The organism is Geminicoccus flavidas (genome assembly GCF_009806515.1).
GTDB classification, from domain to species: Bacteria; Pseudomonadota; Alphaproteobacteria; order Geminicoccales; family Geminicoccaceae; genus Geminicoccus; species Geminicoccus flavidus.
In genome coordinates this window covers 1-13225 of record NZ_WUJP01000485.1, presented here as the reverse complement: position 1 = coordinate 13225, position 13225 = coordinate 1, and the positions used below count along the sequence as shown (strand labels likewise).

The 13225-nt window shown below is 67.1% G+C and carries 10 protein-coding genes; 6 read left to right on the top strand and 4 right to left on the bottom strand.

Annotated elements, in window-relative coordinates:
• Positions 1–736: 736 nt before the first annotated feature.
• The 3 genes from EQG76_RS13635 to EQG76_RS13625 all read right to left on the bottom strand — a co-directional run bounded on the left by EQG76_RS13635 (position 737) and on the right by EQG76_RS13625 (position 3108).
• Positions 737–1237 carry a Crp/Fnr family transcriptional regulator gene (locus EQG76_RS13635; protein WP_159714201.1) on the bottom strand — a complete coding sequence of 167 codons (501 nt, stop codon included), beginning with the start codon at positions 1235–1237 and terminating at the stop codon, positions 737–739.
• Positions 1238–1400: 163 nt separating this feature from the next.
• Positions 1401–2288, bottom strand: coding sequence for a DMT family transporter (locus EQG76_RS13630; protein WP_159714198.1), 888 nt, complete (start codon positions 2286–2288; stop codon positions 1401–1403).
• 19 nt (positions 2289–2307) lie between these two features.
• Positions 2308–3108, bottom strand: coding sequence for an alpha/beta fold hydrolase (locus EQG76_RS13625; RefSeq protein ID WP_159714195.1), 801 nt, complete (start codon positions 3106–3108; stop codon positions 2308–2310).
• A 42-nt stretch (positions 3109–3150) separates the two neighbouring features.
• Here EQG76_RS13625 and EQG76_RS13620 point away from each other — a divergent pair, with 42 nt between their 5' ends.
• Together EQG76_RS13620 and EQG76_RS13615 are read left to right on the top strand one after the other, a co-directional pair.
• On the top strand, positions 3151–3780 hold the full coding sequence (locus EQG76_RS13620) for an HD domain-containing protein (protein WP_159714192.1): 630 nt from the start codon (positions 3151–3153) through the stop codon (positions 3778–3780).
• Positions 3781–4419: 639 nt separating this feature from the next.
• Positions 4420–5223, top strand: a complete 804-nt coding sequence (locus EQG76_RS13615; protein WP_159714189.1) for a polysaccharide lyase — start codon at positions 4420–4422, stop codon at positions 5221–5223.
• 77 nt (positions 5224–5300) lie between these two features.
• Here EQG76_RS13615 and EQG76_RS13610 read toward each other — a convergent pair whose 3' ends face one another.
• Positions 5301–6755: a hybrid sensor histidine kinase/response regulator gene (locus tag EQG76_RS13610; protein ID WP_235031355.1), complete on the bottom strand. Its 1455-nt coding sequence runs from the start codon at positions 6753–6755 to the stop codon at positions 5301–5303.
• A 315-nt stretch (positions 6756–7070) separates the two neighbouring features.
• On the opposite strand from EQG76_RS13610, the gene EQG76_RS13605 reads away from it, so the two are divergent.
• The 4 genes from EQG76_RS13605 to EQG76_RS13590 form a co-directional block, all read left to right on the top strand.
• Complete coding sequence (locus EQG76_RS13605) at positions 7071–8732, top strand: type 2 periplasmic-binding domain-containing protein (protein ID WP_159714186.1); 1662 nt, start codon at positions 7071–7073, stop codon at positions 8730–8732.
• 80 nt (positions 8733–8812) lie between these two features.
• Positions 8813–9949: a carbohydrate ABC transporter permease gene (locus tag EQG76_RS13600; RefSeq protein ID WP_200840802.1), complete on the top strand. Its 1137-nt coding sequence runs from the start codon at positions 8813–8815 to the stop codon at positions 9947–9949.
• An 86-nt stretch (positions 9950–10035) separates the two neighbouring features.
• Complete coding sequence (locus EQG76_RS13595; RefSeq protein ID WP_407925538.1) at positions 10036–10884, top strand: carbohydrate ABC transporter permease; 849 nt, start codon at positions 10036–10038, stop codon at positions 10882–10884.
• Between the two features lie 136 nt (positions 10885–11020).
• A partial coding sequence (locus tag EQG76_RS13590; protein ID WP_159714180.1) for an adenylate/guanylate cyclase domain-containing protein occupies positions 11021–13225 on the top strand: 2205 nt, incomplete at its 3' end.

Sequence of the window (13225 nt, the reverse complement as noted above, 5' to 3'; positions counted from 1 at the left end):
CACAGCCGCGGCAAGAACTGCCGCGCCTCGGACGCGAACCATGGACACCTCAATGGATTGATGAGGAAGTAGTCGGCGCTGTCTCTGTTGTCTGCGCTGATGGAACAACCATGGCCTCGTCCATGCGTATGGATAACTCCATGCTTATCAGCTGCGACCCTCTTAAGAACGCCGGATTACTCGCAGTTATACGATTCCTTCCGGAAACCACCAGAGAAAGTTCCCATATTGCATGCATTTAATCTTGAACTTTCGACGCGTGCCAGCGTGAGTTCCTGCTACCTGAAAGAGATTTTTCTAGTATCCAGGTAGATGAATTAGGCCGGTTCTGCGGAACGACAGCGAAGGGTTTCGCAAATCCGGGCATCCGGTTCGCTTGGCGCATTTAAGATGAACAGATATTAGGAAAATCTCGTGGCTGGCGAGAACAAGCGCACGCGGTATCATCCGTGCGCAGGCTGGCGCGCGCTACCGGCCAAGGCCGCCGCGCCTTGGGACCGGGCGGCGAAAGCAGCACGGGATCGAGCAGGCATAAGCCGAGGATGCCAATGCGGGACCTCGGCATCCCGCCGCCGTGCCGGGCGGGACCGCCCAGATTATGTACCGGGCAGCCTCCGGGTCGACCGGCAGGCAGCGCTCCGCCGGTGACCTTCCCCTTCATCCTGGAAAAGGGCCTCCGGCCTGCCGAACCAGGAAGCCGATCCTCACGTCGCCGGTCAAGGCCCGGCACCTACTCTTACATCCACCCGGCATACATGTAGCGGGCCAGCTCCGGGTCGACGTCCGGCGCCAGCGCCTTGCCCAGCCGGTCCAGCGCCCGGCCGATGACGCCGCGCGGCTTCTCCTCTGCCAGCCCGTGACGCAGCTCGACCATCGCCTCGTTTGCCGTGGCGAGCCGTTTGGCCATGACCGTCGCTACGAACAGGGCGGCCACCGGGTCGCAGCGCAGGAAGCCTGCGGCGTCGGCGACGCGGAAGCTGCAGGCGGTGACGGCCGTGACGTCGGCGGTGTGCGGCTGGCCGAGCAGTGCCGAGATCTCGCCCAGCACCGTGCCGGGCTCGGCCAGCTGGCAGATCGGGACGTCCTGCTTGGTGACCTGGGCCGTGCCGGAAACCAGGATGAACAGCTTGCCCGTGCTGGTGCCTGCCACGAGTATCGTCTCGCCCTCAGCGAAGCTCTCGACCGGCAGGGTCTCGATGCGTTCGCGCAGCGAGCCGGTATCCAGCAGCAGTTCCATGATCAAGAGCCTCCCAGTATTCCGGGGGGCCGACCTGCCGACTTGGCCCCCATCTCGGACGAGCCTAGCTGAACTGTGGCCGCCAGCAAGCGCCGGGTTCCATCGGGGCGACGTTGCGGAAGGCGGCCGTGCTCCGTCCGTCCGCCATTCGGGAATGACCGGCTCAGGACCGACGGATGCTGCCGCCGGCCAGGACCAGCCACACGCCGGCCCCGGCGGCGACCAAGCCTAGCATTGCCAGGAGCGAGAAGGTCTCGCCTAGGATCAGCCAGGCGAGCAGGGCCGCCAAGCCCGGCACCAGGTAGAGCAGGCTGGTTACCCGGGCCGCCTCGCCACGGTGGATCATCAGGTTGAGCAGGGTCACCGCCACCACGGAATTGGCGAGCACCAGATAGGCCATCACGCCCAGGAAGCCGGGCGCCAGCGTCACGCTCGGCGTCTCGGCGATGAAGGCCGCGGCGACGCTGAACGCGGCGGCCGCCAGATACTGGACGGTGCCGCCGGCCCACAGGTCGAAGCTCGGGCAGAACCGCTTCTGCAGGAGGACCCCGCCGGTCAGCGCCAGCATGGCGGCAAAGACCAGGGCGATGCCGCCCGGCGTGCCCAGGCCCAGCGCCAGCTTGTTCCAGATCACCAGCGTCACGCCCACCAAGCCGAGCACCAGGCCCAGCCACTGCCAGGGCCGGACCCGCTCGCCCAGGAGCGGCATGGCGATGCAGGCGGTGATGACCGGCTGGAGCGCGTTGATGAGCGCCGCGGTTCCGGCCCCGACCCCGCTGGCGAACGCCAGGTAGACCAGGACGAAGTGGACGCCCAGGTTGAGCAGGCCGACCAGCGCCACCCAGAACAACTGGGTGCCGCGCGGCCAGTGCGCGCGCAGTACCAGTGCGATCAGGGTGAAGATCACGGCTGCCAGCACGAAGCGGATCGCCACCATCGCGATCGGGGTGGCATGGGCCAGGCCCAGCCGGCCGGCGATGTAGCCGCCGCTCCACAGGAGCAGGAACAGGACCGGTGCCGCGCGCTCGACCAGCCCGCCGTGGCGGATCAACGGCCCATCCGTGGCACCGTCACGTGGCCGGCCGGCCGTCAGGGCGGACCAGGAAGGCCTGGAGGGCCGAGAGGAAGGGCTCTGCCGCCTCCACATGGGGCCAGTGCCCGGCCTCGGGCAGGGACTCGATCTCGACCGCCGGGAACAGGCGGCGCAGTGCCGCCTCGCCCACCTCGTCGACATAGGGCGAAAGGGCGCCGCGCAGCGCCAGGGCCGGGCCGGTGAACGGCGGGGTGCCAGGCGGGTCGGTCCAGCCGACCAGGTCCGGCAGGGCTGCCAGCAGCAGGTCGACATCGACCCGCCAGTGGAACCCGCCCCCGCCGTCGCTTTCCAGGTTCTGCAGGAGGAAGGAGCGCATGGCGACGTCGGGCACGGCCGGCTCCATCAGCCGGTCGGCGTCGCCGCGGCGCTGCACCTGGGCGAGGTCGAGGGCGCGCATCGCGAGCAGATAGTCGGTGAACGAGCGGTGGCGGTAGGCGATGGGGGCGATGTCGACCAGCACCAGCCGGGCGACCCGGTCGGGCCGGCGCAGCGCCAGGTTCATCGCGACCTTGCCGCCCATGCTGTGGCCGAGCAGGTCGACCGCCTCGCTGTCCAGGCCGGCGATCAGCCGGGCCACGTCGTCGGCCATGGCGTCGTAGCTCATGGGTCTGGCCCAGGGGCTCTGGCCGTGGCTGCGCAGGTCGGCCAGCACCACCGGCCGGCCACTCTCGTTCAGCCGGCGGGCCGGACCCAGCCAGTTGCGGCCGCTGCCGAGCAGGCCGTGCAGCACCACCAGGGGCCGTCCCTCGCCGGGCAGGACGTTGCTTGCCAGTTCCATCTGCACCTATGCCGTTCACCGGTTCACGGAAGGAGAGCGCGAATGCGGGCGGAACCTAGCGCGGCGGGAAGCGATCGTCTCGCGGCGATCGTCGATTTCCTGCTGCTCGCCGACCGGCTGAAGACGGTGGAGCGGATGGGGATCGTGCCCCGTACTGGCCGGCGCGAGACGGTGGCCGAGCATTGCTGGCACATGGCGCTCATGGCCGTCCTGCTTGAGCGGGAGCTGGGCTTTGCCGTCGACCTCGGCCGGACCCTGGCGCTGGTCGCCGTCCACGACCTCGTGGAGATCCTGGCAGGGGACACCTATGCCTACGATCAGGCCGGCGTGGCGGGTCAGGCCGAGCGGGAGGAGGCCGCCGCGGCCGCGCTGTTCGGCACCCTGCCGGACGATCTCGCCGCCCGGGTGGACGGGCTGTGGCGCGAGTTCGAGGCGGGAGAAACGCCGGAGGCCAAGCTCGCCAAGGCCTGCGACCGCCTGCAGGGCTTCATGCAGAACGTCGCGGCCGAGGGTGCGGTGTGGAAGGCGAACGGGATCGACCGCGAGCGGACGCGGATCCGCACCGACTATCCGCGCAGCGTGGACCCGGCGATCGATGCGATCATCGACCTGCTCTATGCCCGCGCGGATGCCGGGCGGATGTGGCCGGACCCCGCGCGCGATCTCCGCTGAGCCAGCTGGCCGGATGCCGGCTGGAGCAAAAGGAATATTCCGCCGCCTCAGGGAAATACCCAGAAAGTCGGTCGGACATCATGTGCATTTCTGCACAAGTTCCCTTGTCGGCCAGCGTTTAACATGAACGTAATTCGAATGATCACTAGCAAGTTTTCCGGGATGTTCCCGGGGAGCCGGCTGATCAACGGTCAGCGGTCTCCGAATTTTTTTTGAGTTCGGAGGCCGAAGCATGTTCTTGCGCCGACTGATCGCGCCGGCGATTGCTGCTGCGGGTGGACTGTTTCTCCAGGCGACCATGGCCACCGCCGCCCCGCCTGCCAGCTTCTGCGGCGGCGCCTATGGTTCGGGCCAGAAGTACTGGGAGGCCCGCTCGCCGAGCCTCGCCTCCGTCCAGTCCCACCTGCCGACCGCCAAGCGGCACACCTCCGGCAACATCGTCTCGCTGGATTATGCCCGCGACGGCAAGGGTGCGGTCATTCACCAGGCCGAGTTCGACAGGCACTTTACCCACATCTTCGGCAAGAGCACCTCTACCAGCTATGGCAGGAAGCTGCGCCCCTGCTTGGCCTTCAGGCGCGGCCAACAGCTGGGGGCTCGCAGCCAAGCAGGGGGCGCAAGAACCTCTCCGAGTGCGTGGTGGACGGTAAGGACCCCGCGATCTGCCTGGGCATCCCGAGCGGCAAGATCAATGTCTCCTCGCTCGGCCACCACGGCACCTGGGCGATCCTGGACCCCAAGAGCTCGAAGGGTGCGGGGGAGCGGGCCTGCATCGTCTACGACGTGATGTTCTCCAGCAATTTCGACTTCAACGGCCTGGACGGCAAGCTGCCGGGCCTCGCCATCGCGCAAGCGAAGACAGCGGCACCCCCGGACCATTTGTGCCAGGGCAGGAACCGGCTGATCAACGACGGCCGGGTGTTCTCGACCAGGCTGGGCTTCACCGATGCCGGCGGTTCGCCCACGGCCGCGGTGGTGCGGGTGATGAACCAGTTCAAGAACGACATGTTCCGCTACGACTGCGCCGGGGACGGCAGCGCCACCAACAACGAGTACCTGACCCAGATGCGCGCGGTCGACCCGAACGGCTGGAGCGAGGTGATCAAGCGTGGGGTCTGGTACAGGCTGGAGCACGAGCTGGTCCTCAACACACGCTACGAGACGCTGAACAACCTGAAGTCCGGCGCCTCCAGCAAGGTCTGGCTGTACCGTCTCAGCGACAATGCCCTGCTCAAGACCTACGGCCGCGAGAACAGCTTCACTTTCGACTCCAACCATGACGGCCGCGCCGAACCCTACCCGCTCTTGCCGCGCACCAGCCCCGACCAGAAGATCACCGGCATCTTCCTCTCGATCCAGCAGGGCGGCAATTTGAGCGGCAAGGGGCCGTGGAAGCTGGACTACGTGATCGCCATGCGCGACTTCGGCCTGTCCCTGAAGTAGCCAGCGGTCGCCCGAGCCTGGACAGCGCGATCAGGATGCGGCGGCCGTTCCCTGGCCGGAGGCCGCAACGGACGGGCTCAGCCCTGTCGCCGCGGCAGGACCAGGACGATCGTGGTGCCGGCACCCAGCCGGGTCTCGATGCGGACGGCACCGCCGGACTGCCGGACGAAGCCGTAGACCTGGCTCAGCCCCAGTCCGGACCCCTTGCCGACCTCCTTGGTCGTGAAGAATGGCTCGCACGCGCGCGCCGCGACCTCCGCCGGCATGCCCGTGCCGGTATCGATCACGCGCAGGCGGACGAAGTCGCCGGTCAGCCCGTCCGGGTCCTGGCCGGGAGCCAACGACAGGTTCTGCCCTACGATCGTGAACTGCCCGCCGTCCGGCATGGCGTCGCGCGCGTTGACCGCGAGGTTCAGCAGCGCCAGCTCGAACTGGGTAGGATCGGCCTCGATCGGCCAAAGCCCCGGCTCGAGGTCGATCTCCAGGCGGATGTCGGCACGCAGCGAGCGGGCCAGGAGCTCGGAGGTGGCCGCCAGCGTCGTGCCGATGTCGATCCGCTCGGGATGCAGCGGCTGGCGGCGGGCAAACGCCAGGAGCTGCTGGGTGAGCCGGGCACCCCGGTCGATCGCCTGCTGCCCGGCGACCAGGATCTCGCGGACCCGTGGGTCGTCACTACGGCGCTCGACCATCTGCAGGCAGCCCGAGACCGCCTGGAGCAGGTTGTTGAAGTCGTGGGCGACTCCGCCGGTGAGCTGGCCGATCGCCTCCATCTTCTGCGCCTGGAACAGCTGCTCGCGTGCCTCCTCCAGCGCCTGCTGCGCTTGGCGCCGCTCGGTGATGTCGCGGGTGACCTTGGCAAAGCCGACCAGCATGCCGTTCTCGCGGATCGGGTCGATCACGACGCTGGCGAAGAACCGGCTGCCGTCCTTGCGCACCCGCCAGCCTTCCTTCTCGAAGCGGCCTTGGTCGCGCGCGGCCGCGAGTGCCCTGGCCGGCTGGTCGGCCCTGCGGTCCTCCTCGGTATAGAAGCGGGAGAAGTGCTGGCCGATGATCTCGTCGGCAGCATAGCCCTTCAGCAGCGCTGCACCGCTGTTCCAGCTCGTGATGTAGCCGTCCGGGTCGAGCATGAAGATGGCATAGTCGGTGACCCCCTGGACCAGGCGGCGGAACTGCCGCTCGCTGGCCCGAAGGGCATCTTCGGCGAGCTTGCGCTCGGTGAAGTCCCGGGTGATCCCGGCAAAGCCGACCAGCTGGCCATCCTCGTCTCGGATCGCGTCGAGTACGTTCATCGCCCAGAACCGGCTGCCGTCCTTGCGCACCCACCAGCCCTCGTCCTCGAACCGGCCGGCCGCAGCGGCGGCCGCCAGCGCCTGGCCGGGCCTCCCGGCGGCCTGGTCCTCCAGCGTGAAGAAGCGGGCGAAGTTCTGGCCGGTCACCTCCCCGGCCGAATAGCCCGTGAGCCGCTCCCCGCCGGGATTCCAGGTGATGATCCGCCCCTCCGGGTCGAGCAGATGGATGACGTGATCGGACACTGCCTCAATGAGCAGTCGGAAGCTGCGCTCACCGGCGGCCAGCAGCGGGCTTTCCTGGTTCTTTGGCCTCGGAATGATTCTGATCGTCCCCGAATGCGCCCGGTCCATCACCGGCCCCGGCATGGCCGGCAGTCTAGGCGACTGCGCAGAAATTGCCCATGGCGCCCGGAGGGATGCCGGCCGCGTGTTTCGCCTCGACATATCCATGGATCCGGAGGAAGTCTCGGTGGCGGGGATGAAGCGCAGACGAACTGGCCGCCGCAGCACATGGCCGCGAGATCCCCGACTGTTGCCAGGACGGGGAGGGTATCGACGATGGCGAAGTGGTCGAACGATCGGCTGGACATTCTGAGCGTCGACCGGCGGCGGCTCCTGCAGGGTGCCGCCGGGTTCGGCATGGCGCTGGGCATGGGCGGCGGGCTGGCCGCGCTGTCCCGGACGGCTGTGGCACAGGAGGGCATCCGTGCCCAGATCCTGCAGATCCCGGGTGTAGGGGCCGGCTCGCCGGGCGATGCCGATTGGCAGCAGGTCGGCGAACTCTGCCTGGGTGCCACCAAGCAGAACGTGCAGGAAGGCGAGTTTGCCGGGGTCGAGCTGACCTTCATGGGGCTGAACAACCAGAACCTGCACAACCTGCTGTTCCGCGGCTTCCTCAAGCCGTGGGAAACCTATACCGGGGCGAAGATCACCTGGATCGACCTGGCCCAGGCTGACTACAACCCGCGCCTGCAGCAGGCGATCGCGACCGGCACGGTCGACTTTGACATCCTGGAGATGGGGGCACCCTTCGAGGGCGATGTCTGCGGCAAGGGCCTGGCCTCCGAGATGCCGGACTGGGTCAAGGCCCAGATCGACATGGACGACTATGTCGACTACCTGAAGGCGCCGGTCGGCACCTGGGACGGCAAGACCTACCGGATCTCGATCGACGGCGACTGCCACAACTTCAACTACCGGACCGACGTTTTCAGCGATCCGGAACTGGCCGAGGCGTGGAAGGCCGAGGGCGGCGAGGGCGAGTGGGGCGTGCCGAAGACCTGGCAGCAGGTGAAGGCGGCCACGAAGTTCCTCAAGGGCAAGCAGGTCGCCGGCCAGGACGCCTATGGCTATCTTGACCCGCTCAAGCCCTGGGGCGGCTTCGGCTTCTATTTCCTGGCGAGCCGCGCCACCGCCTATGCCAAGCATCCGGACGACAAGGCCTGGCTGTTCGACATCGACACGATGAAGCCGCGCATCAACAATTCGGCCTGGGTGCGCACCATCCAGGACGTGGTGGACTCACTGCCCTACCAGCCGGCCGACCAGCTCAACGCCGACCCGAACACCACCGGCTTCCAGCAGTTCCTGTTCGGCACCGGCTCGATGATCTCCTGGTGGGGCGACATCGGCTCCAACGCCCGGACCAGCGATTCCTCGGTGATCGGCGAGGTCTGCGGCTTCGACATCCTCCCGGGCTCGGACGACGTCTACAACAACAAGACCGGCCAGTGGGACAAGCTGCCCAGCGGGCCGAACTACGCGCCGAACATGGCCTATATTGGCTGGGGCATCTACGTGATGGCCAGGGTCGACAGCGACAGCAAGAAGCACAAGGCGGCCTGGAGCGCTGCGGCGCATCTGGGCGGCAAGGACCTGTCGCTGTGGACCTCGGCCTACCCGTCGGGCTTCCAGCCCTACCGCAAGAGCCACTTCAACATCCAGGAATGGACCGAGGCGGGCTACGACGAGGCGTTCATCTCGGGCTACCTCGCCTCGCAGTCCAACTCCTACAATCATCCCAACGCCGCGATCGAGCCGCGCATCCCCGGCATCTTCCAGTATTACAGCGTCGCCGAGGATGAGCTGGCCAAGGTGTTCGCCGGCCAGGTCGACGCCCAGACCGGTGCCGACAACATCGCCGCCGCCTGGGAGAAGATCACCGATTCGATCGGCCGCGAGCAGCAGATCAAGCTGTACAAGGCCTCGCTCGGTCTCTGACTTGTAGGTTATCCTGCCCGCCGGTCCCGCTCAGCCGGGACCGGCGCGATTTTTTCAGGTCCACCTTCGGGCGGATGCCCATGACGAGGATCTCGATGTCGCCTGCGCCGTCCGTGACCGCATCCGCCGCCCCTGTCCGGGCGGCACCCGACCCGGCCCGGCGCCAGGCGATCGGGCGCGGCCTGTTCTGGGCGGCGACCGCGCTGTTCCTCGCGGCCGTGCTGGTGCAGGGCCTCTACAGCGCCGGGCTGACGCAGGTCGGCTTCGCCAACTGGCGGCCGGTGCTCTATGCCTACGTGATCTGGTCGGTGGCCGTATGCGCCAGCCAGGTGCTGCGCCACGGGCAGAGGGGCCAGCGGGCGCTGTTCGTGCTGCCGGCCTTCCTGTTCACCCTGGCCGTGGTGGTGTTCCCGACCGTCTTCGGCCTGTTCATCGCCTTTTCCGACTGGAACCTGAGCTCGTTCACCGGGCGGCAGTTCAACGGCATCGACAATTTCGTCGCGATGCTGAACGACCCCTATTACTGGAACGCCATGGGCAACATGGTGATCTACGTGCTGGCGGTGCTGGTCCAGTATGCGATCGCCTTTGGCCTGGCGCTGCTGCTCAACGCCGAGATCCGCGCGCGCAAGTTCTTTCGGGTGGCCTTCCTCCTGCCGTTCATGCTGAGCCCGGTGGCGGTGAGCTGGATGATCGGCAAGTCGCTCATGGAGTACCGGTTCGGCCCGCTCGCCCAACTCGCCCGCTTCCTCGGCTGGGACAGCCCCGCCTTCTTCGCCACGCCCTGGATCGCCCGGGCCAGCATCATCGCCCTGGATAGCTGGGTGTCGATCCCGTTCATCATGATCCTGCTCCTGGCGGGCCTGCAGGCCATGCCCAAGGACATCATGGAGGCGGCCAGGATCGACGGGGCCACCGGCTGGCAGGCCTTCTGGAAGATCACCTTCCCCCTGATGCTGCCGGTCAGCGTCACCGCGATCGTGCTGCGCATCATCTTCCAGCTCAAGCTCGCCGACATCGTGATCAACACCACCGCCGGCGGGCCGGGCGGGGCCACCGATACGGTGACGAGCTTCATTTACCGCGAATATCGCGACCGCTCGAACGTCGGCTACGGGACGATGCTGGCGGAGTTCTACTTCGTGTTGATCGTGATCTTCCTGACCGTGCTGCTGGCGCTGATCAATCGCTGGATGAAGCGCTTCCCGACGACCTGAGGCTAGGAGTGGCCCCGTTGGCAACCAGTCTGCCGAACCAGAACGTTTCCGGCCAGAAGCGGCCCAGCCGGCTCGTCTGGGGCCGGGTGATCGTCTATGCGCTGCTCCTGTTCTGGACCTTCGTGTCGCTGTTCCCCGTCTATTGGACCGTCACCACCTCGTTCAAGGTCGCCGCCGACGTCACCCAGGGCCACCTGATCCCCTGGGTCGACTTCACCCCGCAATGGCGCGGCTGGCGCTCGCTCGGCCTCTCGCCTGAGACGATCGGCCAGACCTCCACGGTGCGCGACGAGTTCCTCAAGCGCTTTCAGAACAGCGTGGTGATCTCGGTGGGCGCCTCGCTCTTGGCCGTGGCGCTGGGCTCGCTCGCCGCCTACGGCCTGTCCCGCTTCCAGTACCGGTTCGGCAAGCTCGGCAACCGGGACCTGGCCTTCTTCTTCCTCTCCCAGTTGATCCTGCCGCCCGTCGTGCTCGCCATGCCCTTCCTGGTGCTCTACCGCGAGCTGGCGCTGCTCGACACGCGCATCGGCATCATCCTGCTCTACACCCTGACCGTGCTGCCGATCGTGATCTGGATCATGCGCGACCAGTTCCAGTCCATCCCGATCGAGCTGGAGGAGGCCGCCTTCATCGACGGCGCCTCGATCTGGGGCGCGTTCTTCCGCATCATCCTGCCGATCGCCTTGCCCGGCATGGTAGCGGCCTTCATCCTCTCCCTGGTGCTCTGCTGGAACGAGTATTTCTTCGCCGCCCTCCTCACCAGCACCAACGCCAACACCCTCCCGGTCATGCTCGCCAGCCAGACCGGCTCGCAGGGCGTGAACTGGTGGTCGATGGCAGCGCTTGCCACCGCCGCCATCCTCCCGCTCGCGATCGTCGGCATCCTCCTGGAGCGCTACCTCATCAAGGGGCTCACCGCGGGTGCGGTGAAGTGAGTGGGAAAGGGCGTATCGCGCCCGGCATCTGATTGAGCGAGAAGGTTGGCACGTGCGTGCCGGCGGTGAATGCGATAAATTCCTCTGAGCATCGGCAGATGAGCATGGCCTTATCTGTATGATGTAGAGGGCAGCTATGGACGGTCAGCCAAGTGCTGCAAGCTCAGGGCACGAAGTTGCGGCGTGGCTGAGAGCGCTCGGCCTTGAAAGATACTCGGAGCTTTTCTCCAGAAACGAAATCGGCTTCGACGCACTGCCATACCTGAAGGAAGATGACCTGAAGGAGCTGGGCCTTCCGCTCGGGCCTCGGCGGGTCATATCCGCGGCCATCTCGCAGCTGCTGCCTGCGCCTGTTGCCGACGACCCGCCGCAACCGGACAAGCCCGCCGTCCAGCGCAGCGAAGGAGAGCGGCGCCAGCTCACGGTGATGTTCTGCGATCTGGCTGGATCGACGGCGCTCTCGCGGCAGCTCGACCCCGAGTTGCTGTGCGACGTTCTTCGCACCTATCAGAATGTGGTGGCCGGCGAGGTAGCCCGCTTCGAGGGGCACGTCGCCAAGTTCATGGGCGACGGCGTGCTTGCCTATTTCGGTTGGCCGGCAGCGCACGAGAACGAGGCGGAGCGCGCCATCAGCGCCGGGCTTGCCATCACGGAGGCGGTGGCGAAGCTCGAGATCCCGACCGGCGGTGCTCTCGCGGTCCGGGTCGGCATCGCGACCGGGATGGTGGTCGTGGGCGAACTGATCGGCGATGCGGAGGCGCGCGAGCGGGCGGTCGTCGGTGAAACGCCGAACCTGGCGGCACGCCTGCAGGCAGTCGCGCAGCCGGGGACGGTGGTCGTGGCCCATTCGACCCGGCAGCTCGTGGGCGAGCTGTTCGAGTTCGCGGATCTCGGCGCCGTGGAGCTCAGAGGCTATGGGGAGCCGGTTCATGCCTGGCTCGCGGTCAGTGAAGGACATGCCGAGGGGCGGTTCGTGGCGCTGCGCGGTGCCGTCCTGCCGCTCGTCGGCCGTGACCACGAACTGGGCATGCTGGTGGAGCGCTGGCACTGGGCAGCTGCCGGCGAGGGGCAGGTCATCCTCCTTTCGGGAGAGCCAGGCATCGGGAAATCCAGGATCGCCCAGGCCTTCCGGCGGCGTCTGTATGGGACACGGCACACCTGGCTGTCGTTCCAGTGCTCGCCCTTCTATGCCAACGCGCCGCTCTTCCCGGTGATCGAGCATCTCAGCCGTGCCATGGGCACGGAGCGTGATACCCCGCCGGAGACGAAGCTCGAGAAGCTGGAAGAGCTGATTGGACGGGCCAGCGAGGCGGTGTCGGAACTGGCACCATTGTTCGCCAGCCTGCTGTCGATCCCGACCGGCGCACGCTATCCCGCGCTCGACATGACGCCACAGCGCCAGAAGGAGGAGACGCTGCAGGCCCTGATGCTCCAGGTCCGCAACCTCAGCCGGAAGACACCGGTCGCCATGATCTGGGAAGACCTGCACTGGCTCGATCCCACGTCCCTCGAATTGCTGGACCTGATCGTCGAGAGCATCCGCAAGCTGCCGGTATGCGTGCTGTGCACGTTCCGCCCCGAATTCAGGGCGAGCTGGATCGGGGTGCCCCACATCACCGCGCTGACGCTCAACCGGCTGGGACGCCAGCAGACCATCACGCTTGCCCACCATGTCGCGCGCGGCAAGGCTCTGCCCACACCCGTGCTCGACCATGTCGTGGACAAGACGGACGGCGTCCCGCTCTTCATCGAGGAGCTCACGCGGGCCATCATCGAATCCGGGGCGCTGCTGGAAGTGGGCGACCAGTTCGTCCTGCAAGGACCGCTGGAAAGCGTCGCGGTCCCGAGCTCACTGCACGACTCGCTCATGGCCCGTCTCGACCGGCTGGAATCGACCAAGGAGACGGCGCAGCTGGCGGCCGTGATCGGCCGCGAATTCTCCTATGACCTGATCCGGGCCGTCTCCACGCTCGACGAGCCGACCCTGCAGCGCTCCTTGGCGGAGCTGGTGAATTCGGAGCTGGTGCTGGGCCGGGGCACCCCACCTGCCGCACACTACATGTTCAAGCACGCCCTGGTGCGGGACGCTGCCTATGAGAGCCTCCTGCGCGCCGACCGGAAGGTGCTGCACGCGCGCATTGCCGACATTTACGAGAGCCGGTTTCCGGAACGAGCCACGCTGGAGCCGGAACTCCTGGCCTATCATTTTACCCGGGCAGCACTCACGCCGCAGGCGGTCCGTTACTGGCTGAAGGCCGGGGAGCGGGCACTGGCGCGCTCGGCCAACAAGGAGGCGATCAGCCATCTCCGGGCCGGGATCGACCTGCTCGACGGGATCGAG

What these genes read in the sequence shown, in the direction of transcription:
- EQG76_RS13635 (WP_159714201.1), bottom strand. Translation starts at nt 1,237, where the DNA reads ATGGAACTGCTGCTGGATACCGGCTCGCTGCGCGAACGCATCGAGACC.
- EQG76_RS13625 (WP_159714195.1), bottom strand. Translation starts at nt 3,108, where the DNA reads ATGGAACTGGCAAGCAACGTCCTGCCCGGCGAGGGACGGCCCCTGGTG.
- EQG76_RS13620 (WP_159714192.1), top strand. Translation starts at nt 3,151, where the DNA reads ATGCGGGCGGAACCTAGCGCGGCGGGAAGCGATCGTCTCGCGGCGATC.
- EQG76_RS13605 (WP_159714186.1), top strand. Translation starts at nt 7,071, where the DNA reads ATGGCGAAGTGGTCGAACGATCGGCTGGACATTCTGAGCGTCGACCGG.
- EQG76_RS13600 (WP_200840802.1), top strand. Translation starts at nt 8,813, where the DNA reads ATGACGAGGATCTCGATGTCGCCTGCGCCGTCCGTGACCGCATCCGCC.